This is a genomic window from Aporhodopirellula aestuarii, from assembly GCF_023701485.1.
In the GTDB taxonomy this organism is placed as follows: domain Bacteria; phylum Planctomycetota; class Planctomycetia; order Pirellulales; family Pirellulaceae; genus Rhodopirellula; species Rhodopirellula aestuarii.
Window position 1 is genome coordinate 213,973 of record NZ_JAMQBK010000060.1, and the last position, 25,363, is coordinate 239,335.

Here is a 25,363-nt window from a genome sequence, read left to right on the forward strand (position 1 = left end):
AGCGATATCACTTAATATGAGAATGACATCCAACTTTGTTCACTTGATCGCCCCCGCTGCCTGTGTTCTCTGGTTGGGCGGGCTCGTTGGCGGAGGCGTCGCGGTTGCTGAGCAAGCCGGGGTGGCCACTGCAACTGTTTGGCCGCGGTTTCTCAACAGCGATTTCAGTGGTACCGCGGAGACGAACGAAAGTGTCGCGGCCTGGTCATGGAAGGCACCGCCCCGATGTCGCTGGAGTTTGTCCGTCGGCGAAGGATACGGGCTGGGAGTAATCGATCGGGGGGCCTATTTCCACATCGACGCTCAAAACGGAAAGGAACGGTTGCGGAGAATTGATTTGCAATCAGGTGAAGTGGTCTGGTCGCAATCCAACGATTTGGAATACCGCGACCTCTATGGCTACGAATCGGGGGCACGGTGCAGCCCCACGATCGACCACACGCAGATTTTTACGCTAGGAGTTGCCGGCGCCCTAACCGCAAGAGACGTCGAGAGCGGTGAGGCTCAGTGGCGAGTCGAAACCAATGAACAATATCATGTTGTACAGAACTTCTTTGGCGTTGGTTCGGCACCGCTCGTGCTTGGCGACGCGGTGATCGTGATGATCGGAGGGAGCCCGATTGCGGATCAGGCAATCGCCCCTGGACGTCTGGATCGTGTGTCTCCCGACGGTTCCCTCTTGGTGGCGTTCGATCGACGCACGGGAGCGGAGCTTTGGAGGTGTGGCGACGATCTGGCGAGTTATAGCAGCCCTCGGACAATACGAATCAATGACCACGAGTATGTCCTCGTGTTTGGGCGAGAGTTCTTGCATCTCGTTGACCCCGAACATGGACAGAGCCTAGGGAGCGTGCGTTACCGAGCCGACATGCTCGAGAGCGTTAACGCGATGGTCCCGGTCGTTGAAGGAAATCGAGTGCTGATTAGCGATTGCTATGACTTGGGGGCGGGTTTGTTTGAAATCGACATCGTCGACGCAAAGGCGGAGTTCACTCCGATTTGGCGTGACCCCGAAGGCAGACGCCGCGATCAATCGCTGAGATCACACCTTTCGACACCGATTTTGCATGAGGGGTTTCTGTATGCATGCAGCGGTCGCAACGCACCTGACAGCGACTTTCGATGTATCGAGTTTTTGACGGGCAAGGTCCAATGGACGGCGATGGAACGCAGTCGCAGTACCGCAACTCGGCTTGGCGATGTGCTATTGGTGCTCAAGGAGTCTGGGCCGCTGCATATCGTGCGATGCACCCCGGAAAGGTTTGATGAGATCGCGGTCTGGCCCCTTAATGAAATATCCGAAGACGAGTCCAATCCGTGGCCTGCGATCCGCTATCCCTGTTGGGCGGCGCCAATAGTCGCCGGTAACTGCATGCTCGTTCGTGGCGATGAAACGGTCCTGTGTTTGGAATTGCCTCGCCCGTAGTTTTCATGCTGTTTGAGGTACTGCGATTTCGAGTTCGACAGGACAATGGTCCGAGCCGTGGATGTCGTGGCGGATCGCGGCCGATGTCACACGCGGCATGAAGCGTCCGGCGACCCAGAAATAGTCTAGACGCCATCCGATATTCCTCTCTCTGGCGTTATTGCGATAGGTCCACCAAGTGTACTGATCGGGTGAGCTGTCAAAGTGCCGCAACGAATCGACGAAACCGGCCGCTTCGATCATGCTTAATCCGCTGCGTTCCTGGTCGGTAAAGCCGGCGTTCTTGCGATTCGCTTTGGGGTTGGCGAGATCGATTTCGTGATGAGCACAATTGAGATCACCGCAAAAGATGACCGGTTTTCGCTTATTTAATTTTTGCAGATAGGCGAGGAAATCGGCGTCCCATGTCGCACGGTAATCGAGCCGTGTTAAGCCACGTTGTGAGTTTGGAGTGTAGACGTTGACGAGGTGAAAATCGTCCCAGGTTGCGGTGATCACGCGTCCTTCGCGGTCATGGTCTTCGCTTCCGATGCCAAACGAATGTTTTTTCATCGGCTGCCGCGTCCAAATGGCTGTGCCGCTGTATCCAGCCTTGTCCGCGCAATTCCAAATCTGTTGATATCCGAGTGGCTCGGCCCATGAGGTGTCGGCTTGCTCCGAGCGTGCTTTGGTTTCTTGCAAGCAGATGATGTCAGGTGTCTCGCGCTCGATGTAGTCGCGGAACCCTTTGTTCATCGCGGCACGGATGCCGTTGACGTTCCAAGAGACGAGCCGCCAATTCGATGTTGGGGTAGTGGGAAGAGGTTTGGTTTTTGGCATTCGTAAGTTAATTGCGTTCGAAGTCACAGGGTCTGTGGTCGTGTGTTGACGACAACAGCAGCAACAATTCGCCCCATCTGGTATCGCCGAGAAGCTGTTCGTGATGGTTTGATAGATTGCGTCGTGGGTTTGATGATTTGCAACAACCTACGGGGTCGGCAAGATCGGTGCTACCGACCCTGGATTCGCCGCACCGGCGGCTGCAGCGAAAACATCAATCGTCCCTGAAACGAGCTGTTCCCCAGGAGGCAAGACAAACCTGCCAACACCAACGCCTTGAAAGTTCACGTCCTCAATCTCATTGGGGCTCGTTCCGGTCCGGTCGATCGCGATCGATTGGATCCGAAGGCGATGCACGACAACCTCGTACCGTACTTGCGGATTAATCGCAACACGGCGTTCTTGTTGGACCGGATTACCAAAGGTGTCAATGGTTTGATACAGATCCACTCTTACCTGCCCGGCATCACGCGGAAGTTTGACGCGTTGACTGCCGCCGGGTTCGATCTGGTACTGAGGCTCTCTACCAGGGTGACGTGTATCGGTCAGCGTGACAATCAGCGTTTCGTTTTGCGTGTTGCGAAACTCGATTTCGACCGGTGGTAGATTCCCGACATCGACGATTCGTGACTCAATGACCACCGATTGCGGAAGGGTGCTGGGGTATCGAGAGACAATCGGGGATGGAGGCAATCCGAGCGGACCAACGCTCAGCGTCGTGCCGCTGGAGTAATAGCCGCCGAAATAGGTACCGCCGCCATACGCAATGCCGGGGTGACGAAAATAGTCTGGCTGCGGTGTGCCGAGCCACACATCGAGGTAAGGTGCAAACCCTCGCCCGCTTCCCACCGGGCGGACCGAAACCGATGCTGGGACAAATCGCGGGTACGGTGCATCGAGATCGGCACGCTCGATCGGTCCATGGCCGCTACGGGGGAATCGGATGATCCGATTGAGTTCAAGATTATAGAATCCCAAGTATCGTCCACCTGGCAGATCGTATTGGCGAGCTCGCTGGTAAAAGAAACGATTTCCAGAACTCTCAAATACGGATAATCCCTGTCGTGAGACGTCGATCACGCCAGTCACATTGCCGTACCCGTCGACCATCTCAAGGTCAGCTGCCGATGTCGAAGACGTCAAGAATGCCGGGAAAAACAAAGCTGCGAGAAGAACACCGCGCTGAAATGTTCGGCACATGAGACTGCTCTCTTTTCAAAACAGGGAATCCGAAGTCTGACCGATGGACACCTGAATTGTACCGAATTGGAGTCTTTCATCCTGTTCGTTTCTGGAGTTTAGACGGTGGAAAACACCGCGGTGGCGACTCGGTTGGCGACTTCCTCCATGCTGCCGATCGCGGAAATGACTTCGCCGCGACCGCCCGTGTGCGGCAATTGCTGCAAAAATGCGTTTCGAACTCGTTCAAGGTAATCCAAGCCGCGTGATTCCATTCGATCGGTTTCACCGCCGAGTCTCGCGAATGCCTGATCAGCCGGTAAGTCGAGCAGCAATGTCAGCTCGGGATGGACACCGTCACAAGAAAGGTGCCCCATTTTCCACAGTAGTTCCGGTGTAACTTCTGGTATGCCGTCTTTGTCGTTTGTGCTTTGATAGACAACGTTCGCCAACAGGAAGCGATCGGAGATCACCGTTTTGCCTGCGGCTAATGCCGGTTTCAAAATCGTTTCGATCATTTCGCATCGGCTCGCCATGAACAACATCGCTTCGGTGCGTCGGTGCATATGCAATTCGCCCCCAAGCAAGATTTCACGCAGTCGAGCACCGATTTCCGTGGAGCCTGGATCGCGGACAACGAGCACATCTCGGTCGCGCTCGCGGAGTGATTCCGCAAGAAGTTCGATTTGGGTTGTTTTTCCGACACCGTCGATGCCGTCAAACGAAATGAAGTAGGGAATACTCATCAGTCGAATCAGTTTCGTTCCAATGACGGTGTTACCGTATTCGAAAACCCATCGGGGCCGCCGACGACGGGTAAGTGCTGATAGCTCGTGACGACCCATCCGCCGCCAGCCGCGTCGGATCGATCGCCTCGTTTTTCAAACGTCAGTAAGAGCCGACGAGGGACACGGATATTTTGCATGCCACCACGCTGGCTACTGACTTCGACCTTCACGATCATGTCCACATCGGCTTGGGTGGGCGATGTGTTTTCGATCACGCGTATGCTGCGAATGCTACCCACGTCAGCCTGACTGAAAACCCACTGTGGCAATTCAGCTGCAGCCTGACGACGTGTCGCTTCATCACCGATGACCGCCAGTGCCTTTTCATGGTCGTTTGCTTCCACTGCGTCCGCTGTTTGGCGGATTAACAGCTCAATTTGCTCGCGATCAGTGACCCAGTACTCCGAAACGAACCACGAAACGGGAACGAGGCAGGCAATAACCAAGCCAACAATCGCGAGTGGTTTTCGTCCGGTTTGCAACCATCCGAACACCAACCCTGCGGCGAGCACGGAGAGCATCAGTGCTGTAATCAGTGGACGTTCAGCGACGAGCTGTAACATATGAATTCCGTAAGCAGGCGGCGTCAGATGGTGGCACCGAAGGTTAGGCGGACATCGACTCTTCAGCTAGCGATTTTTCATGAATTTCTTCCTCGGTATCGTCTTGGATATATGTTTTCTCTTTGTAGAAGTATCCAACCGGTACAAATACGATCGCGGTGAAGAAGATGCACTTCGTCCAGAACCAGAAGTAGTCGGCTCCTTCGAGCAACACGCGTCCACCGATCGCGTAGTTGCGTGAAAACGTTGTTTCGATTCCACCGCCGCGACCGCTCTCAATTTCGGTTTTGGCGGCTGCGGTTTTTGCTTCATCCCCTTCACCGAGTATTTCGATCTTTCGTCGCTCGAGCCAGCTGTAGGAGGGCTCGCCACCGTCGCCTTCGGTCGTTCGTTGCAGTACTCCGGTCAGCGTTTCATCCCATTTCGTACCGTCGATGCCATCGGCACCTGCGGAAACGAGTTGATAGCGGTCACGTGAAATCAGTTTGTAACGGATCGGATTTCCATGAGCGTCTTTAAGGTCGCCGAGCAACGAATTCACTTGCTCAATACTGGGAAGCGTGTCACCCGATGTATCAGCAGCATCGAAGAACGCCTGTTCAATCTTATCGGCTGCGCTTTCAAAGATCGGTTTGGACGCATTCGTGAGCGATTGCAGCCCACCCTCGGAGTCCAGCGTCAGGACGACATCGTCGTCGGTGCCTTGCTTTGCATCAGGGCCGTCGACAAGGAGTTGATAAATAGCAGTATCATCACCACCGGATTCGAGAATCGTTCCGCTGAAGTCGCCACCGGAGATCGTTTCTCCGGCCTTCAATTTTTTGGCATCGATTTCTGATACCAGGGCGCCAACGGTCGGTGTTTGAATGAAGTGGTTGACGATTGCGGTGAAGGCGTTTCCGAGTGAAACGGAAAGGAGGAATACCGCCATGACGACGGACTTCATGTTTTTGGGTGCTTGCGTGTAAGCGAATTCAAGACATGTGATCGACACCATGACCTCTGATGCAGTTAGTACCGCGTAAGCCAAAAACTGCCAGGCGATTGAGGGTTCGAGACCGGCATCAATCTTTTCTTGCAACATCGATACGATTGCAAATCCGCCAACCATTATGAACAGACCGATCGAAATCTTGCGAATCGGTGTGAGCGTGAAGACTCGGTTGACGGCGGGATAGATTGCAAACTGGAAGAGCGGAATCAGCGTGAGAATCAGGATCGGGTTGACCGCTTGAATCTGAGATTCCAGCCATGTCATTCCAAGCCAAGTGCGGTTGAGACTCTTGGTCTGCAGCACCCATGAGGAGCCGGTCTGGTCAAAAAGTGCCCAGAACACCGCAACGAACGAAAAGATGATCATCAGCTTCAGAATCGCAGCGATACCAGTCGCGCTGAAAGTCTCCCTAATGAATTCTTTTCCACCGGGTGGAATGTGGATGAAGGTGTTCCTTCCCATCCAAAACAGCAGCGTGGCGAACGCCATCAACACACCGGGAATCCCAAATGCCCAGTGAGGACCGTAGTGTTGCAGAACCCAGGGGGTGAGCAGGGTGGAGAGGAACGCGCCGAAGTTAATGCTGAAGTAAAACCACTGATAAACTTTCGTCAGTAAATGGTGATTCGATTTCCCAAACTGGTCACCAACGTGGGCTGAGACACAAGGCTTAATACCGCCGGACCCGATGGAGATGAGCAATAGACCGGCGAATAACCACCAACCCGCACTCATCGGGGGTGAACCCATGAAGGCAAGTGCCGCGTGACCGAGACAGTACACGATCGAGAGATAGAGAATCGTCTTGTATTTACCCAAGAACACGTCGGCCAGCAACGCACCGATGACAGGAAAGAAGTAAGCTGCCATGGTGAAGGAGTGGTAATGCTCAGTCGCTGCGGCGTTGCTCATCCCGGTGCCTGATGCGGAAGTCCCCATCCAGTGCAGGTAGTCCGTCATGAAGATCGTTAAGATCGACTTCATGCCGTAAAAGCTGAATCGTTCCGCCGCTTCGTTCCCGATAATGTAGGGAATCCCGGCGGGCAATCCACTCGACGTCGAGGGGCGTGTTCGGTAGGTAGGGGTTGAGGATGGTTGGGTGCTGGATTCAGAACCGGCAGTAGCAGTACTGGAAGGTGACATCGAGATCCTCTCAGAGGGATGATATTGGAGGGGGCGACGACTATCGGGGCCAGCAATTTGCGTGGTGGGGTTGCAAATCGTCAGATGGAAGTCAGGCGTGCACTCGGCAAGGACGCGTAACTTAACAAAAACACCGGGTGAACACGTACACCGGGGAAAGCTGAAATTAGGTAAAGTAAGCACATGTCTACCGCGACCCGCTCCAATGATCGAACCGCCACCGTAGGATCACCCCGTGCGTCGAAGGTTCAACCCGACGCGAGCAGCGAGGGGACGATGAATTTTTTGTCGCGTCCGCTCGACACCACGATCGAGGTCGTTACACCGGAGAATATCGCGTTTGAATATCAGTTAGCGGGGCCGTTTCGTCGCTTGCCCGCTTACCTCGTGGACGTGTTGGTGCGATACGGGATCATCGTCGTTCTGGTGATAACGTTGATTTTCGTCGTCGGTATGATTGATATTGATGTCCTTGGGGCATTCGCAATCGGTGCCGGGTTGGTCAGCTATTTTCTCATAAGTTGGTTTTACGGCGCCGCGATGGAGACCTATTTCAATGGTCGGACCGTCGGAAAATGGATGTTCGGCATCCGGGTAATCGATGTCGATGGATGTCCGATCACGGGCCGTCGGGCAATTATTCGGAACTTGCTCCGGATCGCCGACTTGGCTCCCATGTCGGCCCTACCTTCGGTCGCGATGGAGATGCCGCCCGTACTCTTTATTCCGACTGGAATCATCGGCCTGATAAGTGTTATCTGTACACGGCGGATGCAGCGACTCGGAGACATCGCCGCTGGGACGATGGTGATCGTAGATGAAAAGACGTGGCGATTGCCGGTTGCCAAAATTGATGATCCGCGAGTCGCCCCTCTGGCTTCGTTCATTCCTGGGGACTATCTCGTGTCTCGAAATATGGCACGAACACTCGCCATTTACGCGGAACGGCGGCATTACTTAACTCCAGGGCGGCGGGCCGAGATCGCCCGCCACCTAGCCATTCCGCTTATTGAACGATTCGACTTCGTTTCGGATGTCGATTTCGATTTGCTGATGCTCGCTTTGTATTACCGAACGTTCTTGGCGGATCCTTCGCAAGAGCCCGCGAACCTCGGTCCGTTAGCTGGCTACAGCCCTTTGCGTCGAGATCAAAATCGTACGGTATCGATTCCAACCTAAAGAGGGAAATCGTCTTCGGCGGATTGCTCCGTGTACAGCGGCATGTGTCGGTAGTAAACCTCGAGAATCATGGTGGCAAATGAGGTCACACATAATCGACCAGCATCCGACACGTGCTTGCTGTGGAAGTGCCAACTCCCCTTGGCACCTCCGTCCTGTGCTTGGGTTTCTACCAGCCAGTCACGAAGTTTGGTGTTGAACGCATCCCATTCTGGACCACCGTTCTGACGGAGTACTTGAGCCGCGTAATAGTTGTAATAGATGTCGTTCTTGAGGACGCCGGTCTTGGCGAGACCCTTCACACCTTCTTGAAGGGCCTTATTGTTTTTGTCCCATCCCGTATACATGCGGCACAGCAATCCGACCGCGGTGGTCGCGGGACGCAACTTGGTTTCCGGCTTCGCATAGCCATACCAGGCTCCCCCGTTCGATTGCACTTTGTCGAGGAACATCATTGAACCTTGAATCGTTTGTGGGGGGACGATCAGGTGCCCCATGTATCCACTCTTGAGTGCCATGATTTGCCAGCCGACAACGGAGGTGTCGCCGCCTCGGGCATCTTGGAAATCGTAACGCCAGCCACCGTCGCGGCACTGAGCAGCGACGATGTAATTGATCGCTGCTTGAGTGGGCGCGGCAAGTGTTGGGTCTTCCGTCATCGCGTACGCTTCGCTCAGCGCGATGGTAGCGAGGCCATGTGAATACATGTTGCCGTCTCGCTCGCTCAGGTCTAGGACCGGAAGTCCCGACTTCATTCCAGGTTTCCCGCTGCGGATGAGGTACTGTAACCCCCGCCGCACGACCTCTTGGAAATCACCGGATTTGTGAGTTTGCCCCGCACCGAGGAACGGCAGCAACGCCATTGCGGTTGCGCCGTTGAACGCGGTTGCACGTTTTTCCACACATCCGTCTCCGCACGCGTTATTGCAGACGAGATTGTGAGCAAACGTCCAACGCCCGTCGCGCATCTGATGCAGTGAGATCCACTTAAGGGCTTCCGTTACCGCGGCTTCGCTAGCAGAGTTGCCCCCGTATTCTCGAAGAAGTTTCTTCTTCATCTTTTCCGACCGACTGTCGATCGCGGACATTTGGACGGACGCGAGCGTTTGGAGCGTGGCGGCGGTGGGTGCCATTTCCGCAGCTAAGTCGGAAACGTCCAGTGGCACAGCAGCAATATCCATCGGTACATCAACCGCTACCGGTTCCGCCATTTCCAGCGATTCGGTCATTTCGACCGGTTCGGTGACGTCTTCGACAACCTCCATCTCACCCGGATCGATTTCTTCGATGGTAAACTCTTCGATTTCCGGACCTTCCTCACCGGTCGCTGTTGCCGAGAGCACATTGACCATCCGGACCGGATCGGTCAACGAAACCAGTCCGAGCGTTAAAAGAATCCCCACGTGAATCAGCGTGCTGATCAGCCACGCGGGGGCGTCTTTCAAGAAACCGAATCGGCCTGCACCAAGTACTTCGTCGTCTGTGTCCTCATCTGGGACTGGAAGTGTCGTTGGGAGCGATTCAAGATCAGGAGGTGAGGGTTCCGTCGTGGTCGACATAGAGAATCCGAGATGACGGTGGCAATTAATAAACGAGCGATCCCAATTGATCTACGGCGGCGAAGGTGAGTTACGTTCGCAACACCATGGGATTATAGGTGTCGAGCCAACCTTAAAGCAACAAAATGCAAGGCGGCATGGTCAAAAACGCGTAAGACCAGCTTTTGTACCCACGTGGCTACTTTCGCGGGGGGGCCAAGCGTAACTAAAATGATCGTCGTTCATGCTCTGATCATTCTTGGCGACGGTCGCAAAAGTATCGTCAGCCTAGTCGGATCAATAGCCAGGGCTTTTGAAAGGCCGTCTTCGCGTCGATTAAGCACGCAATTAATCCCCAAGAACTAACCAGGATCTCTCTAGTGGAAGTAAACGAGTACTTCGACGGAAACGTTATATCAATTGGCTTTTCCAATAGCGAGGGACGTATTACGTCCGGCGTAATGGCTGCTGGCGAATACGAATTTGGAACCAGCGAACACGAGCGAATGAAGATCGTCTCGGGAAGGATGGACGCAAAACTACCTGGCAAGGATGATTTCGCGACCTTTTCGGCTGGACAAGAATTCGAAGTAGAAGCGAATGCGAGGTTTCAGGTTCGTGTCGTTGAGCCGACAGCTTACCTTTGCTTCTATAGCTGATTTCCTAAGCTGGAACTAAGAAAGATTCGCAAGAACGTCTTCGGGAATTGGCGCTGACGTCGGCTGAGTCGGCTTCGTCTTTCCGGTTCGAGCAGGTGTTTGTTTAATTGCTTCGATGCGATCGACTACATCCTCAACCTGCAGTTGCAGCTCGGCAGCGTGCTCGAGGAAATCGCCCAGTCGGCTGAGTGAATCCGAAGTCGACGTGGCAATGATTTCAATTCGACCAATCGGAACCTGTTCTACTTCTTCACCGTTTTCTCGGCTCACAAGCAGTGGGATGCGGACCACGCTTTGTAACGCGGGTTCAGGCAACCGAATGCTTCGCCATGTAGCGTGATAACTTTCGTGCAACCACGCCATGTTGACGTCAATCTTGACGCTTGCCAGTTCTTGTTTTTCGGCGAAATCGATCAGCGGCTCCCAGACGTCCTGCCATGGGCCATCCCCTTGCATCTTGAGCGACCGTTCGTGCTTCTTGGCATCACAGACGTGAGGTCGAACCAGAAACGACATGATCCAGTGTCGGACCCGACCTGCAAGCAAACGGCATTCGGAGTAGCCGAATGTTCTGGTGCTGACGAAAACCGCTAGAACGAGAATCGCTCCCAAAGGTGCTAGCCAAGGCATGCGCAGCCATGTTGACGCTATCGCGCCCGCGGAGCTGACGGAGCAGGCCGCAGCCACTACACACAGTGTCCCCGCACGCCCAAACTTCTCGTTGAGAAGGTGGTGCATGTGTCCGCGATCGGTCGCGTAGATGCTGCGTCCGGTTAGTCGTCGCCGAACGATGGCCGCGAGCGAATCAAAGAGAGGCAGGACTAAAATTGCCAGTGGAGCGGCGGCGAACGCGGTGGTTTCTTTGTGAGAGCACCACATCGCGAGAACACCAACGAAGAGTCCCACCATCATGCTGCCCGCATCGCCGAGAAAAATCGAGGCGGGCGGACGGTTGTAGAACAGGAACCCGACCAACGCGCCGCAAAGTGAAAAGGCGGCAACCACGCTGAGTATCGCGTTTCCGTTGATCAAACTGACGACTGCTAGACTGCCTGATACGAAGATGCCGACCGTCGTCGCCATCCCATCGGCACCATCGAGTAGGTTGAGGGCGTTGGTGCAAAGCAGTAACCACAACACACTCACCGGAAGTGCGAAGACACCAAGAGGAATAACAACACCAAAAAATCCGACAACCTCCAAGGCGGTGCCACTGCCGACGATGACCATCGCAATGACGCATTGAGCGAGCAATTTTTGGCGACCGCGGAGAGACCATTTGTCATCAACTAAACCGACGACTAGGATTGCAACGGCGGCACCCAGCAAAACGAGCCATCGTTTGCTGAACAACTCCATTTCCAAGTTGAAAGACCACTGGTTCTGAAATCCCACGGTCAAAATGATCGAGGCGAGCATGCTGGCAAAAACGGCCACCCCACCCGCCAGAGCAATAGGACGCGAGTGTAACTTGCGTTCTGCGTCAGGGTTATCCACCAGACCGACTCGGATCGCGAGCGAGCGAACCAACGGAACGAGCACGACGGCTGTTGTAAGAGCAGTGAAGAAGGCGAAAAAAGTATTCATAGTCATAGAACGGGGGCAAAAAAGAGCAATGAATCCGATTTCGAAGAGAGGCTCACACTAATTCAACGAGGAGATTCTCGCCACCAATCTCTCCAAGGTCTACCCGTATATTTTGCGAGGGCAATCATGGAATCTTCTCTTGAAGAAGAGACGCGTTGTAACCGCCACAATATTTGGTCAGACAAACGTCCCCAGAGCAGACGCCTAAATCTAGCTGCTGAAAGTTGTTAGCAGGGCCAAAAACGTGAATTTAACACGATCGAGGGTAGCTTTTGCCGACAGGTTACGAAATCTCGACGTGAAAGTGTTCGTTTGTGCACTTTGGCAGGGGTGCACACCCTTTTCAGAAGGGTGTATGACTGGTGTTTTGGGGTATAGCGGAGCAACAGGGCTGATTGTTCGTCTCACTCCGCATTCTCAGGGCGACCCGCATTGTCGTTAATCTTGGTTTAACAGGCTGTATCCGGATTTCAGGCGCATTTGATTAAACCGATCGGGTTGAACAGGCGATAAGTATCCAAGGAAGATTCCTGAGGCCAAAGAATCGCTTCAGGCGTTAAATTCCGATTTCTGAACGCCGTTGTAGCCTATGGGGGGCGAGATGGTGGCAGGAGCTGTTTCGCGTGACTTTCGCGCGAAGTTGACTAATCCGCCGCGAGGGGAACCGGCTATGATGCCCGTGTTAAACAACCATGAATCTCGACTCCAGCAGGAGTCTCCGTCCACCAAAGCCACGTCATCTCGACGCCGTCGCTCGAGACAGCGTTGGGTACTCGGATTGGCCCTTGGGATGACCATGACTGGTTTCTCAGGCTGCACAATGTGGAATGGGCTTCAGATGAAGCTCAACAACAGCGAGTGTGTCGACGATTTTATGATTGGTCATCGCAACAAGGTGATGGCGACTCGTGCTTGGCTTCGAGTCAAGCACTGCTATCGCGGTCACCGTTACCAAAAAGACTTACGGGCGGGATTCATTGCCGGCTACCTCGAAGTCGCAACGGGTGGATCTGGATGCACGCCGACAGTGGTTTCACCACAATATTGGGGTTGGCGTCATCAGTCTGGAAACGGACAAGCTGCGGTTAACGCATGGTTCGAAGGCTTCCCATTGGGCGTCAAGGCTGCCGAACAAGACGGTATCGGGCATTACAACATGATCCGACTCAACGCCGTTCCTCACGTGACTTCGAACATGACTGGTTCGGCAGCACCAACTCCTGCAGGCCCAATACCTCAGCCGGTCCCGATGGGTACCAATCTGCCGCCGGGAATTAAACTTGGTGATGGTGAAATGTTGGTTCCCGGTGGGGTGATCATGCTAGACATCGATCTTGAATCGGGCGATGTTGACACAGACACTGAGGCAGAACCGGTCGAGGTCATTCCCGGTGTCGAAAGTGATAAAGACGCCGACTCGGAAGGCAAGGCCGACCCGTTCTCAGATGAATTGGGGCGGCGACCGAATCGTCAGTCACCTCAAGAAATGCAATTCAGTGATCATCACTCGGATAACGTGCAAGACACTCAACCGAGGCCAACTGATTCGGAACCCGCTTTTGAATTGGTGCCGGTTACTTCGGTTCCTACTTCATCGTCGAACACGGATGAGTTTTTAAGCGACGATGAAGTTAACGAACCGAGCCAAGCCGAGATTGACATGGTTATCGAGGAAATCTTCGGTAAACCGTCACCCGGTCTGTAATTCACGCGGTTTGCAAATGCGAACCTCATCAACCTAGCTGACGCGACAGGCTGTGTTGTCGTCGCCCATGGGTTCAGCCGACGCAGGTTCGAACCGCTTTCATCTCATTCAATCACGGGCGAAAAGTCACCCGATCGTTTTCCTGGAGAGTTCAAGGATGAACACCAACCTCTTACATTCTAAAGTCTGGCGACAAATTCGCTCAGCAATTGGATGCAGCCTCGCGGTCGCGGTAGCGACATCTTTCACCGGATGTTCGACTTTGACACAGCCGATTAACGGTATCCCCGCACATCGGTTGTCGCCTGATTTTTTCCCGCCACCTAAGAATGACCTGGTGCCGGTTGATATCGCACTCTTATCACTTGAGCCACCACGTGATTATCAGTTGGGGCCAGACGACATTCTCGGTGTTTACATCGAAGGTGTGTTGCCATTTAACCCGCCCAACGCTCCGCCAGAACCGCCCCCGGTGAACTTCCCCGAGAAGGACAGCACGTTGCCGCCTTCAATTGGCTATCCGATTGCGGTTCAGGATGATGGGACATTGGCCTTGCCGCTTATCGAGCCACTCAAGGTCGAAGGTCTGACGCTCGAACAGGTGCGCGAGAAAATTCGCCAGTCGTATATCGAAAACGATATTCTGCGTGAAGAGAAAGCACGTCCAATCGTCACCCTGATCAGGGAGAGAACATTTGACGTAATCGTGGTTCGCGAAGATTCGGTTGATGATCTCAGGTTGAGAAGAGAAAGGGATTCGATTCGCGGCAACGACAGCGCGGCGAGTGGTGGATTGGTAAAACTTCCAGCTTATAAGAATGATGTTCTTCATGCACTGGTCGAGACCGGTGGCTTGCCAGGCCTGAATGCCAAGAACGAAGTATTGGTATTGCGAGCGTCAGAAGCGGATAAACGCAAACGAGCCGATTTTCTTCGAAAATATTGGGCGAAGCAACGTGTGGCGATGGCTGACCCTTGTTATTGTCCACCTGAGTTGCCGGAAGACCCCTCGATACTGCGGATTCCTTTGCGAGTTCGTCCAGGCGTGATCCCGAACATCAAGGAAGCCGACATTACCTTACAGGATGGTGACATTGTTTACATCGAAAATCGTGAGACAGAAGTGTTTTATACCGGTGGCTTGTTGCCTGGCGGTGAGCATCTTCTGCCTCGCGACTATGACCTAGACGTTCTGGGTGCGATGGCGATGGCAGGAAAAGGTGTCGGATCGGCGTCTGGGACGTCCGGGGGTGGCCTGGGAGGGGTGAGTAGTGTTGGTGGTGTGCCACCCGGAATGCTTTACATCCTTCGAAAGACACCTTGTAACGGCCAAATTGCGATCGAAGTTGACCTGGCCAAAGCTGTCAACGACCCTCGGAGTCGACCACTTGTTCAGCCCGGGGACACTCTCATCCTACAGTACAAGTGTGAAGAAGAGATCCTGAACTTTGGACTCGGTTCGTTCTTCACCTACGGAATACAGGCGTTGTTGCAGAACAGCAACTAGCAGGCTGCTTCGAATTGGATTCAAAGCCGCTGGTGTTAGAACCAGCGGCTTTTTTCTTATCTGTTCACAATAGGGCACGTCGGGGATATGTGATCCTCATTGGATATCCACACGCCGCCTCTTGGCGTTGGCAACTTTGCCGCTATGCCGCTTGATTTCCGCGTTGCTTCATCGGCGAGAGCCAACCCTGGATCGCTTTCAGGTCTTTCGACCACGCTGCGTCGGTACGTCGATCGCAGAACGTGTGGAACAACCCGTCAACCGTGTCGCATAGCGTTCTTACCGCTTCAATCCGATCTTCATTCTCGAATTCCACATCATCATCGAGAATGATCTTGGCGCCGCTGATACCAAATGTTTCGGCTTGCAGCGTCAAGTCGAATTGTTGTCCATCACGGACAAGAATCATGCCAGACTTGCGAGGTAGCTTCCCATGTTGGATCGCTTGCATCGCTTCAGGCAATTTCACCGGTAATTCTGCCGTGATCGTTTCTTTTCCAGACTCACCAATAGGGCATTCAAGCGTCAATGTTTTCGACAACATCACGGTTACTTCCGACCCATCCGGAATTGTGATCGTGTCGGTCTCTGTTTCGAGCTTCCACCACAGCCAGAGTAGGAATTCGTTGCCGAGGAAATCGGGAGCTTGAGAATGTTCATTCGCCCATGCGACGCTTCCATGAGCGGGACCGGGGCAGAAGCCGGCTGGCACGACTTCGTCCATTTCCGCATACCGGTCGGCTTCAATGGCCCATGCTTGTGCGATGGTTCCGGCACTCACGTGGCCGAGCTGAACCTGAAAGATCCGTTCGAGCAAATCGGCACAGTGGCCGCTGGCGGTTCCCGCCGACCCGCCGAAGTACAGCATCTCGTAACCGTAATCCCAGAGAAGCGAGAATGGTTGAAACTTGCGGTATTTTCCTGTCGCGGCTTCGACTTCGCAACGTTGCTCGACCGCTTCCTTCGCTTCTTTGCGTTGCGACTTGGTTGCCACTCCGCTCGGGTTGTCCTTCGCACGCGCGGCAAGTTCCATTTGAAGCCATGCGTTCTTAATCGCTGAGGGGATTTGGTTTGTATCGATGCGGATCCCAAAATGCACGGCGTCGTTGATAACGTTCTTGTCGAGCGAGAAATCTTGATCGAAAAGATGAGCCCCACCGAGGAAACCGGTGTGGACGTTTTCTGTCGAGCCAGTTTCGAACCTTCCCGCCGCGTGTTTGGCCATCAAGTCGATGTGTTCTTGATCAAAACTATCCCATTCGAAATTTTCGACGCGGAATCGTTCAAATGAGAGGCTACCGGACAGGAATGGCATGAAGGTTTCCGATCAGATGCTGTGAGAGGAGGGGACGGAGAAGACGTTTGAGGCTTATCGTCCATCCGCTCTTTCGTATTTGCTTCTCATCGAGAGAGGTGTCTTCACCACACCGCCGTTGAGAAAACAGCCTGATGCCTATAACCCGACGTTTCGGTATCGTTGACGCAGGTTGTACAGTGGTTCGGCTCAATCGTCGCGGTTTCCAACTTCGTCGTCGGTTCATCTCGCAATCGATTCAAGTCAAATCCTCCCAGCCAAGTCCAAATCTTGCTAGGTATTTGCGCAATCGATCAGCGTCATTCGGTCGCGTTTTGGCAAGTCGTGACACTTGAAACAATTCACGACCAGCGGCAGATAGCGTTTTGTTTTCGCGGCATACCTGAATGACGTCAGCCAATTGTGTGCGGTCGAATCGGTCAAGATTTTCGACGGCCTCTTCGCCCAAATAGGTTCTCAAAACTTCTTCGCAGCTTGGGCGGACGGAGGATGACTGCCAGTTCGCTTTCAAGCGTTCGATCTCTTCTCTAACGTGAGATAAGCCGATACGGCCGCCATCGGCGAGCGTTGCCATGCGAGTGATCGCTGCATTGAGGTCTCTGAAATTTGCTTTCCACGGTGTAGCGGGGTCGTTTGCAAATGCGAGAAACGCTTTGCGAGCTTCCCGATTCATGGTCACTTTATCACCCGTGGCCCGCGTGTATTGTTGAAGTTCAAAATCGATGTTGGGGTCAATGTCGGCGCGCCGTTCGGCGAGGCCAGGTAAGCGAAATGTCCAGAGGTTAATTCTCGCTAGCAAATCTTCTCGAAACACGCCTGCTCCGACTTCTGCGACAAGATCGCGATTCGAACCCGCGATCAATTGGAAATTGCTTTCGCTTGGTCGGTCTGCACCGACAGCCATGAATTGCTTTTCCTCGATTGCGCGCAGCAACATTGCTTGTTCGTCTAAACCGAGTTCTCCAATTTCATCCAGGAAAAGCATTCCGCCGTCAGCGGATTGAAGGAGGCCGGCGCGAGCACCGCTTGCCCCGGTGAAGGCGCCTTTGGTGTGCCCGAACAGGGTGGACATCGCTTGTTCCCCGCGAATCGTCGCACAGTTGACTTCGACAAACGGGCCTTCGATTTGCCGACGGTTTCGCTTGAGTTCGTAGATCCGCTTGGCGAGTTGTGTTTTGCCAGCCCCCGTCGGTCCCGTCATTAAGATGGGCGCCTGGGTGGCCAGCGAGACTTTTTCGATCCGGTCGATCAACGCATTGAACGACTTGTCCTTCGTTTCGATGCCGCGTTTGAGAATGGAGGTCGCTTCGTCGTGTTCTTGACTGAAACGTGTCGCCAATTGGTCGTACCGGGAGAGGTCCAAATCAACGATCTGATAAGACCCTTGCACCACATCCGCTGTGCGGTCTCGTGAACTATTGCCCGATGCGGGCGGCGATGATTGCAATAGTTTTGCCGGGATATGACGTGATTCTGTTAAAAGGAACAGGCAGATTTGTGCGACATGTGTGCCCGTGGTGATGTGTACCAAATAATTCTCGTGATCCGGATCAAAGACATAGTCGCGACTGAATTGATGCAGCGTTGAATACACCTCTTCGAAATCCCAGGGATCACTCAGGCAGATGGTATGCGTGTGGACGGTCGTTTCAGGAGAGACCGATTCAATATCTGACACCACTTGTCCAGCCAACTTCGTGTAGCGACGTTCAACCAACAATTCGAAGCGATCGACGATCAAATCGTCCTGTTGGCAGATGCCGACCGAGGGGCGCCAGGTGCCCCAGCGGTCACGAGATTTTCGGGGTTGATCGAGCTGCACGCCGAGAAGGCCAATGACGACAGTTTTCATGTATTATCCAAAATTATAAAGATGCCTCCTGTAGGATAGTTCAATATTGCTTTCTCTGCTCAGGTGACATTCGTTGAAATGACGTAAATCACTGCTGTGGAGAGAGTTATGGGTTTGGTGGGGTGTTTGGCACGTGCTCTGCATACGGAATAGTTAAGATTTGACTAGATACTCGAGTTACGAGGTTCCCATGACTGCAACGACAATGAATCGCCGCCCAACCAATGATCGAACCACTTACACGGGACCTCGCATGATTGCGACCGGCGAGGCGACGGCAATGCTGCCAACTGAAACGACGCCACCGATCAAGGTGTTCGGAACGCAAGCGATTCGAGAGACGTTTGACGATCTGTGCTTGCAACAAGCGGTAAACTCACGCTTAGCTCCAGGGGTGACGGATCTGGTGCTCAATCCGGATGCTCACTGTGGTTACGGTGCTCCGGTGGGGTGCGTGATGGTGTCTCCGACGCATATCTATCCAGGTCCGGTTGGAGTCGACATCAAATGCTCGATGAGTCTTCTGCAGTTAGATCTTCCCGCTGAAGCGATCGAGGACCGAAAAGTGCGTCGCGAGTTAATCTCCGCTATTTGCCGACGAACCCCAACGGGTGCGGGCAAAGGACAACGGCACGCGGAGAAGTCACGCCACGTTAATCGCTCACTCGGACGACAATTGGTTGTTGAGGGTGCCAGTGAAGACGTATGTCAATCGCTGGGAATTCCCACGTCGTGGACGTTCCGGTGTGAAGACGCATTTCATGTCGGACATGATGAAACGAGCGATGCACTCGGCGCGAGATTGGAGATGCTATTGGAGCGCCGCGATATGAGCAACTTCAGCGATAAGATGAAACAACTTGGTTCGTACGGTGGTGGAAACCACTTTGGTGAGTGCGAAGTCATTGAAGTGGGGGAGGGTGAACACGCTCGCGCAACTGCCGCCACCTTTGGACTGAAGGATGGCAATGTGGCATTTTTGTCGCATTGTGGATCACGAGGTTTTGGTCACAACTTGGCATCGGGACAGTTCAAGCATTTGCAATCGAAGTTTGATCAGTGGGGAATCCCGCTTCCTGCCGGCGATCGCGAGCTAGTCTACGCGCCGCTCGGCTCCGATGAAGCGAATGATTACATCAATGACATGTCGCTTGGTGCGAATTTCGCGACCGTGAACCATTTGCTCATCAACGCTCTCGTATTGGAGGCGTTTCAGGAAGTCATTCCGGGAACGAAAGGAAACCTGGTGTACTTCATTAGTCACAACATCGCACGAAAAGAGATTGTGGATAATCGGCCCGCATGGGTGCACCGTAAAGGTGCGACTCGCGCGATGCCGGGGGGACATCATTCTCTGGTGGGGACACCGTTTGCAAAAACGGGGCACCCAATCTTGTTGCCTGGAAATCCGCGAGACGGTTCGGCAGTGATGGTCGCTGATGAGGGAGCTTCCGCATCGTGCTACAGCGTGAACCATGGTGCGGGGCGTGTCCTCGGACGGCGTCACGCGAAGCGGGTGCTGGATCAAGCAACCGTGGATAGCGAATTCACCACGGGAGATATCCTGAGTAATTGTCGCAACTATCCGATCGACGAGGCTCCGGCCGCTTACAAAGACTTCGAAGAAGTCTTGCGATCGGTAAAAACCGCGGGACTGGCCAGCGAGGTTGCTCGCTTGAAAGCTCGTTTTGTCATCAAGGACGCTAGCAAGGCGGATGACTAAGTGAAAATGATTGAGATCGATGGAAGCGAGGGCGAAGGAGGAGGGCAAATTGTCCGTTCCTCCCTCGCCCTTGCGGCGGTCGCTGGAGTGCCGGTAAGGCTGATCAATATCCGTGGCGGTCGAAAAAAACCAGGGCTGTTACGCCAACATCTTGCCGGCGTCAACGCGATTGCGCGGATTAGCAATGCGGGGGTAGAAGGGGCGAATCTCGGTTCGCAGGTATTAACGATCACACCGGGCAAGCTTTGCGGTGGTGGGTACGCGTTTGAAGTTGGTTCAGCCGGGAGTGCAATTTTGGTCGCGCAAACGATCCTGCCTGCTTTGTTGCACGCGGATCGCGAGTCGACAGTGACAATTGGAGGTGGGACGCATGCCGCGTGGGCACCGCCATTCGATTTTTTCGCGAAGTGTTATCTGCCGCTGCTCGCAAAGATGAATGGTAATGTTAACGTGTCGATCGAATCGCACGGATTTTATCCGGCAGGTGGCGGCCGAATCGTGATGCAAGTTCAACCAACGTCGGCGCTGCGTGGCCTCTCACTGATGGATCGTCAAGGCGAATTGGACCCACTGGTGCAAGCATTGGTTGCTCGGATTCCTGAATCGGTCGGTAAGCGGGAGTGCGAAGTCATTCGTCGAAAAACCGCGTGGAACGATGATGCGTTTGAAGTGCATCCGATCACGAAGTCTGGAGGTCCAGGCAACGTTGTGATGATTGAGTGCGGTTTCGACAATGTGACGGAACTCGTGATCGGTTTTGGTAAATTGGGAGTCAAAGCCGAGCACGTTGCTCGATCAGTCTTACGCGAAGCACGTGTGTACCTCGCATCGGGAGTTCCCGTTGGCCCGTATCTCGCCGATCAATTGTTGCTGCCCATGGGGCTGGCTGCCAATTCAGGGCATGCGAGTGAATTTCGCACGACGTCGCTTTCAAAGCATAGCCTTACTCATATCGAGGTGCTCCGTCGCTTTCTAGAGATCGACGTTGCGGTATCCGAAGGTGACGATGGATCGGTCACTTTACGCGTGGGATCACTGTCCTAGTCGTTTGCGTAGTTTTAGGAAGTCTTTAAGGTCGAGCGTGTTAGCGATGTCGCCGGCGGTCAATCCGCCACGACGTGCTTGCAGAATACCGAATCGCATGACGTCCAAACCATCAATGTTGTGTGCGTCCGTGTTAACGACGATCGGAATTTTTAGGCGTTTTGCCGCGGCGAGATGAATGTCGTTCAGGTCCAAACGCGCCGGATTTGCGTTGAGTTCAAGGAACTTGCCATGTTCTTTGGCAGCTTTCATTACCGCGTCCATATCAACCGCGTAAGGGTCCCTGCGGTTGATCAGTCGGCCGGTTGGGTGAGCGATACAGTCGACGTGCGGATTTTCGATCGCTCCGAGAATGCGATCGGTGATTTGGTCACGTGGTTGTTTCTGTCCAAAATGCACGCTTGCCAGCACCCAATCCGCTTGGGCTAACACATCGTCGGGAAGGTCCATGCCGCCGGCTTCGAGGATATCGCACTCGATACCTTTGAAAATCGTTAAACGATCTTCGTATTCAGGTCGCACCTCATCGATGATTTTCCATTGCTCAAGCAGTCGTTCGGCCGTCAGTCCTCCGGCGACAGTGACACGTTGGCTGTGGTCGGTGATCGCGATGTATTTCAGGCCACGCTCGATCGCGGCGTCTGCCATCTCACGGATCGTATTTTGACCATCGGTGGCGGAAGTGTGCATGTGCAAGTCGCCTTGGATCTGGTCCAGTTCGACGAGTTCCGGTAGCTCATTTTTTTGCGCCCATTCAAATTCGTGTCGATCTTCTCGCAACTCCGGTGCAAAAACGGGTAGCCCGATCGAGGCGTAGACATCTTCCTCGGTTGCTCCCGCGATACGAGTGTCATCTTCGATTTTAAACACACCATATTCGTTGATTTTCAGTCCGCGTTCTTTGGCGATGCGTCGAACATGAATGTTGTGGGCTTGGCTACCGGTAAAGTACTGCAATGCTGCGCCAAATTGATCGGCGTCGACAAGCCGCATATCTACTTGAAAGGACTTAGCCACTCGAATTGAAATTTTGGTGTCGCCGCGGGCGATCGTCGAAGCCCGACCTGGGTAAGCCTCCAGATGATCCATTGCTGCGGCGCGGTCGTTGGCCACCGCGAGAAGATCGAGATCGCCTACGGTTTCGCGGCAACGTCGATAGCTGCCTGCCCACTGCATTTGCGAAATGCCGTCACAACCACGCATGTGTTCACTCAGCTCGGCGACAATCTTATCCGCAGCGGCCCAGTAAATTCTCTCGGACGCTGCTTTCGCGATCGCGAGTCCATCCAGGATTGAACTCTCAGTCTTCTTCCCAAAACCTTTGATCGCGGCGACCTTTCCTTCTCGACACGCAGCGGCGAGGTCGTCCAGCGATTTGATGTTAAGTTCATCGTGTAGCTTCGCCGCTTTCTTCGCTCCCAAACCGGGAATGCGGGCCATGGCGATCACGACTTCTGGAACGGCCTGTCGTAGTTCGATCAATTGCGGGAGGGATCCAGTGCTCAGCAAAACGCCGATTTTTTCAGCAAGCGTCTTGCCGATCCCGGATAGTTCTGCGAGATCGCGGTCGGAATCCGCTGCGATCTCACTAATCGGTTCATCCAGATCACGGATCGCGCGAGCTCCATTTTGGTAGGCACGGATGCGAAACGGGTTTTCGCCGCGAAATTCCAAGAGTTCGGCGAGTTCTTCGAAGACGGCGGCGATTGCAGAGTTGTCCATCGAGTTTATTTGCGAGCACGGAGGGGGAAGTTGAAAAGCGGAATCGCAGTTGGAGCGAGGACGTCGATCGCATTTTGCCATGAAGCACACGCTGCTGCTATCCACAGCACGGAGCCGCAAGGTTGGATTGAGGGATCTATTTCGGTTAAAAATGTGTGCTTCGTCTTCTGATTCCTATTTTTGATTCGTGTGCGTGTCGTTTTGCTTACTTTCCCACAATACGGACTGATGCCGCGTTGGCCTGAAAACGGGCAAGAGTTCATTCATCCCGAAGATGTCTCGCTGGTCAGTCGGCTGATTCCGAGTGAACGGGTGCTGCGACGTGACTCGTTTGACGGGGCGTTTTATCACTATCGCTACGGTGATCTTTCGTTTCGGCTGCGACCCTGCATGTGGTTGCCGATCCAAGGCGAGGGGCTAGATATTGGCGACGAGGTGGAAACCGTCGGGCTCGGGATGGAACGTGACCTTTTTATCGGCGTGATTAACGGAATGTATTACGTGCGGCGGAAAGCACGGATTCTGTACCGACTGCGACGCGGTGATCAGACGTTGAACAAGCTGTTTGTTCAGGAACACTTAAGACTACTGACTAACAAGCAACGCGTCCGGCAGGGTGAGATCGAACACCCAACTCCCACATGGAATGGTGCGGGGGAACGTATCACCGATTGGTGAGCGAGCATGAGTGAGACACGTGCCGCCCTGAAGGCCTGCTGAGTCAGCAAGCAATGCGGCTGGACGATTTATCCGGCACTGATTTGCGGTGACTCTGCGGATTGCGGGTTCTTTTCCGTCGCCCGTATTATTCTGCGGGTTTACGAGTCTAGTTGGCCGATACCTACTCATGCGGCGTCGGATACTCCGCATGGAAATCAAATGCGATCGCGTCATATCAGTGGCGCTTCTGCACTCAGGCCAGGGAAACGGCCCATTTTCTCCGTTCCCGATAGGTCAATCGATTCGTGTCCGAACGATTCGATGGCCGTGCTCTCTCTTTGCCTGAGGTTGCCCGCATGAATGTTGATGCAATTCACACCGCGTTTGGAATCACCTTTACATTCGTTTGGTTGCTCGTCGGCCAAATCATTGTTGGTGGTCGATAAAACGTCTAGTCCTTCGCAGCTGATAAGCTTACGGCAATAATCTCGCGATCATTGCGGATGTAGGCGGTTCGGTTTGCATAGGCGGGGTGAGTCCAAACGACGTCGCGTCCGAAAGCTTCGCCCGTTGGTTCGATCGCATGGTAGCGGCCGAGTTCTTCGTAGCCGCTGCGAGTCAGTCGAGCCATGATCAGATCGCCGATCTCGCTAAAAAGCAGATAACGATCGGTGTCCCCGATGCGTGTAATGAACGCCGTGCCGTGTTTGACAAAACGCTTCTCATCGGGGCGGGTGGGAAGAAAACTCGTCCACAATCGGTCGCTCGTTTTGGCATCGACAGCGATCATGTTTCCGGTATTGCAATCGGTGCCATAGATGACGCCATCGACGAACATCGGGGTGCTGTTGCTGCAATAAACTGCCGTATCCCGTTCGCCTCGCCAAAGTTCGCTCGCACCAGGAGACTGGGCATCGAGTTTGATCATCACAGCTTCGTTTCGAATACCGCTCGCGTAAAGCATGTCGCCTTCGAGCATCGGACGGGCGATTGACATTTCAAACATGGGACTGAGGTCGACGTGCCAGAACGATTCGCCGGTGAGAGGATCGAGGGCGTCAACACCAGTGGGATTGAATGCGATCAGTTGGAGTCGACCGCCGAATTCAATAATCGTAGGAGCGCAATATCCCGGAGGGGTGCTCAGTGCCTTCCAGCGAACTTCGCCGGTCAGTTTGTCAAATGCCACGATGCCTTGCCCTTCACCACCGACCATCGTGTAAAGCAGGTCACCGGCGACGAGCGGATGGGATGCATATCCCCAGATCGCAACGGTCGCCCCAAAATCTTTCTTGAGGGATTTGCTCCAGACGACTTCACCAGTCTTCACGTCAACGCAGTGCAGATCGCCTTCGCTGCCGAGCGAATAAACGCGGTCGCCATCGACGGTTGGGGTGCACCGCGGACCCGCCGGATAAGAAATGCTGTAGGCGCATTCATATTCATGTTGCCAAATGACTTGGCCCGTGGCGGCGTCTAGGGCAGTCAGCCTTTCCTTTCCGGTGACGCTGGCACGCTCGTTCGGGCTGTTGAACGCTTCGCCGGATTGTTTCTCATAATCAAAAACGAATACTCGGTTGTCTACGACCGATGGTCCGGCATACCCGCCCGCGATCGGTGTCCGCCAAAGAACAGTTAATCCGGCATCGGGAATTTGATCAATGATCCCTTCTTCCCGGTAGACGCCATCTCGGGAATCTCCCATCCATCCGCTCCAATCGTCGGCGTGAGCGATGGGCTGCAAGCCGATCGAAATTGCGACTAGACTGATCGCGACTACGACCGCGTTTGATTTGAAAAGATGTGGGTGTGCAAACATTGCGTTTTCCGATCGAGGAGTAGTTTTGCCGGAACTTTATCGCCGACGATGTCGGTTTCAAGTGTAGGCAGCCAATTTGTGAGTCTATGTGTTCCAACCTTTCGTCCAACCATCGCATGCCGCAATCACCAGATCAATCAT

The 25,363-nt window shown here is 53.9% G+C and carries 19 protein-coding genes; 8 read left to right on the forward strand and 11 right to left on the reverse strand.

Features of this window, described 5'->3' with window-relative positions:
* Positions 1-22: 22 nt before the first annotated feature.
* Positions 23-1,426 (forward strand): outer membrane protein assembly factor BamB family protein, encoded by a 1,404-nt coding sequence (locus NB063_RS21450; protein ID WP_250930836.1) that lies wholly within the window; start codon positions 23-25, stop codon positions 1,424-1,426.
* A gap of 3 nt (positions 1,427-1,429) precedes the next feature.
* Here NB063_RS21450 and NB063_RS21455 read toward each other — a convergent pair whose 3' ends face one another.
* The 5 genes from NB063_RS21455 to NB063_RS21475 form a co-directional block, all read right to left on the reverse strand.
* The gene (locus tag NB063_RS21455) at positions 1,430-2,245 is read right to left on the reverse strand and encodes an exodeoxyribonuclease III (RefSeq protein WP_250930837.1); all 816 of its coding nucleotides are present in this window, start codon (positions 2,243-2,245) and stop codon (positions 1,430-1,432) included.
* Positions 2,246-2,392: 147 nt separating this feature from the next.
* Entirely contained in the window at positions 2,393-3,445 is a 1,053-nt protein-coding gene (locus tag NB063_RS21460) for a hypothetical protein (protein WP_250930839.1), read from the reverse strand.
* Between the two features lie 98 nt (positions 3,446-3,543).
* Entirely contained in the window at positions 3,544-4,170 is a 627-nt protein-coding gene (gene tmk / locus NB063_RS21465) for a dTMP kinase (protein WP_250930840.1), read from the reverse strand.
* Positions 4,171-4,178: 8 nt separating this feature from the next.
* Positions 4,179-4,775 (reverse strand): hypothetical protein, encoded by a 597-nt coding sequence (locus tag NB063_RS21470; protein WP_250930842.1) that lies wholly within the window; start codon positions 4,773-4,775, stop codon positions 4,179-4,181.
* Positions 4,776-4,818: 43 nt separating this feature from the next.
* On the reverse strand, positions 4,819-6,912 hold the full coding sequence (locus NB063_RS21475) for a POT family MFS transporter (RefSeq protein WP_250930844.1): 2,094 nt from the start codon (positions 6,910-6,912) through the stop codon (positions 4,819-4,821).
* Between the two features lie 276 nt (positions 6,913-7,188).
* Here NB063_RS21475 and NB063_RS21480 point away from each other — a divergent pair, with 276 nt between their 5' ends.
* Positions 7,189-8,091 carry an RDD family protein gene (locus NB063_RS21480; RefSeq protein ID WP_322975274.1) on the forward strand — a complete coding sequence of 301 codons (903 nt, stop codon included), beginning with the start codon at positions 7,189-7,191 and terminating at the stop codon, positions 8,089-8,091.
* Here NB063_RS21480 and NB063_RS21485 read toward each other — a convergent pair.
* Positions 8,088-9,650 (reverse strand): prenyltransferase/squalene oxidase repeat-containing protein, encoded by a 1,563-nt coding sequence (locus NB063_RS21485; protein ID WP_250930848.1) that lies wholly within the window; start codon positions 9,648-9,650, stop codon positions 8,088-8,090. The genes NB063_RS21480 and NB063_RS21485 overlap by 4 nt on opposite strands.
* Positions 9,651-10,009: 359 nt before the next feature.
* Here NB063_RS21485 and ppnP point away from each other — a divergent pair, with 359 nt between their 5' ends.
* On the forward strand, positions 10,010-10,288 hold the full coding sequence (gene ppnP / locus NB063_RS21490) for a pyrimidine/purine nucleoside phosphorylase (protein ID WP_250930850.1): 279 nt from the start codon (positions 10,010-10,012) through the stop codon (positions 10,286-10,288).
* 15 nt (positions 10,289-10,303) lie between these two features.
* On the opposite strand, the gene NB063_RS21495 is transcribed toward ppnP, so the two are convergent.
* The gene (locus tag NB063_RS21495; RefSeq protein WP_250930852.1) at positions 10,304-11,875 is read right to left on the reverse strand and encodes an MraY family glycosyltransferase; all 1,572 of its coding nucleotides are present in this window, start codon (positions 11,873-11,875) and stop codon (positions 10,304-10,306) included.
* Between the two features lie 838 nt (positions 11,876-12,713).
* Between NB063_RS21495 and NB063_RS21500 the strand changes: the two genes are divergently transcribed.
* Together NB063_RS21500 and NB063_RS21505 are read left to right on the forward strand one after the other, a co-directional pair.
* A complete protein-coding gene (locus NB063_RS21500; protein WP_250930854.1) occupies positions 12,714-13,580 on the forward strand; it encodes a hypothetical protein in 867 nt (288 codons plus the stop codon).
* Between the two features lie 157 nt (positions 13,581-13,737).
* Entirely contained in the window at positions 13,738-15,087 is a 1,350-nt protein-coding gene (locus NB063_RS21505; protein WP_250930856.1) for a polysaccharide biosynthesis/export family protein, read from the forward strand.
* Between the two features lie 142 nt (positions 15,088-15,229).
* On the opposite strand, the gene NB063_RS21510 is transcribed toward NB063_RS21505, so the two are convergent.
* Positions 15,230-16,402, reverse strand: coding sequence for a hypothetical protein (locus tag NB063_RS21510; protein WP_250930857.1), 1,173 nt, complete (start codon positions 16,400-16,402; stop codon positions 15,230-15,232).
* Positions 16,403-16,640: 238 nt separating this feature from the next.
* Positions 16,641-18,254 carry an RNA repair transcriptional activator RtcR gene (gene rtcR / locus NB063_RS21515; protein ID WP_250930859.1) on the reverse strand — a complete coding sequence of 538 codons (1,614 nt, stop codon included), beginning with the start codon at positions 18,252-18,254 and terminating at the stop codon, positions 16,641-16,643.
* 205 nt (positions 18,255-18,459) lie between these two features.
* Here rtcR and NB063_RS21520 point away from each other — a divergent pair, with 205 nt between their 5' ends.
* Both NB063_RS21520 and rtcA read left to right on the forward strand, forming a co-directional pair.
* A complete protein-coding gene (locus tag NB063_RS21520) occupies positions 18,460-19,977 on the forward strand; it encodes an RtcB family protein (protein ID WP_322975275.1) in 1,518 nt (505 codons plus the stop codon).
* Positions 19,978-19,983: 6 nt separating this feature from the next.
* A complete protein-coding gene (rtcA, locus tag NB063_RS21525) occupies positions 19,984-21,021 on the forward strand; it encodes an RNA 3'-terminal phosphate cyclase (protein WP_250931177.1) in 1,038 nt (345 codons plus the stop codon).
* On the opposite strand, the gene polX is transcribed toward rtcA, so the two are convergent.
* A complete protein-coding gene (gene polX, locus NB063_RS21530; protein ID WP_250930863.1) occupies positions 21,010-22,743 on the reverse strand; it encodes a DNA polymerase/3'-5' exonuclease PolX in 1,734 nt (577 codons plus the stop codon). The genes rtcA and polX overlap by 12 nt on opposite strands.
* A gap of 201 nt (positions 22,744-22,944) precedes the next feature.
* Between polX and NB063_RS21535 the strand changes: the two genes are divergently transcribed.
* Positions 22,945-23,421: a DUF6960 family protein gene (locus tag NB063_RS21535; protein WP_407652681.1), complete on the forward strand. Its 477-nt coding sequence runs from the start codon at positions 22,945-22,947 to the stop codon at positions 23,419-23,421.
* A gap of 433 nt (positions 23,422-23,854) precedes the next feature.
* Here NB063_RS21535 and NB063_RS21540 read toward each other — a convergent pair whose 3' ends face one another.
* A complete protein-coding gene (locus NB063_RS21540; protein WP_250930866.1) occupies positions 23,855-25,222 on the reverse strand; it encodes a PQQ-binding-like beta-propeller repeat protein in 1,368 nt (455 codons plus the stop codon).
* Between the last annotated feature and the right edge of the window lie 141 nt (positions 25,223-25,363).